Annotated in this window: 1 pseudogene; it reads left to right on the top strand. The window is 50.7% G+C overall.

What is annotated here, in order from left to right:
• Positions 1–310, top strand: a pseudogene (locus tag WM40_RS31995) (putative type VI secretion system effector); the annotation flags it as partial.
• Positions 311–527: the final 217 nt, after the last annotated feature.

The raw sequence follows: 527 nt of genomic DNA, 5'->3' as shown, positions 1-527 counted from the left end.
CGGATGTGGATTAGCAGCGACGTTGCTCGTAACGGTAATGGCTATGTCTAACGGCATGCCGAACGGATGGGATCCATTTTTCAAGGCTTTTCTTCCCGCCTGGATTGTATGGGAGGCTACAGCGGTTTTTATCGCATTTAGAATTAGCCGGAGATTCAGAAAGCAGTTACCTATGGCAAACAAGATATTCGCGACCTTTGGCTGGTCGGACCCACCGAACGTCGATTTGCCAAAAGCTTCGAAAAAACTAAGACAACCAGAGGATACCTGGGAGATGGGGAAGCTGATCTTCCGCTACGGTAAGGTATGACTTGTGGAAGACAAATGTGGATGCTCATAGCGATATGCAAACTCGTCCCTATGACGACCTACGGCATTCGCTCTGGCGGCTCAGGCGCCCTGATAAGATGACGGATCGTCCGCTCAACACGGCTACCGTACTTCTGCGCGGGAGCATTACTGGATTGACGAAGCGCCGAGCGTCCTATGAAACTGTCTTTACGGAATCAGACAAGCAAGCCATGGAA

The organism is Robbsia andropogonis (assembly GCF_000970345.1).
Lineage (GTDB): Bacteria > Pseudomonadota > Gammaproteobacteria > Burkholderiales > Burkholderiaceae > Robbsia > Robbsia andropogonis.
The sequence above is the reverse complement of the archived record's forward strand: the minus strand, read 5'-3'. Positions and strand labels throughout refer to the sequence as shown.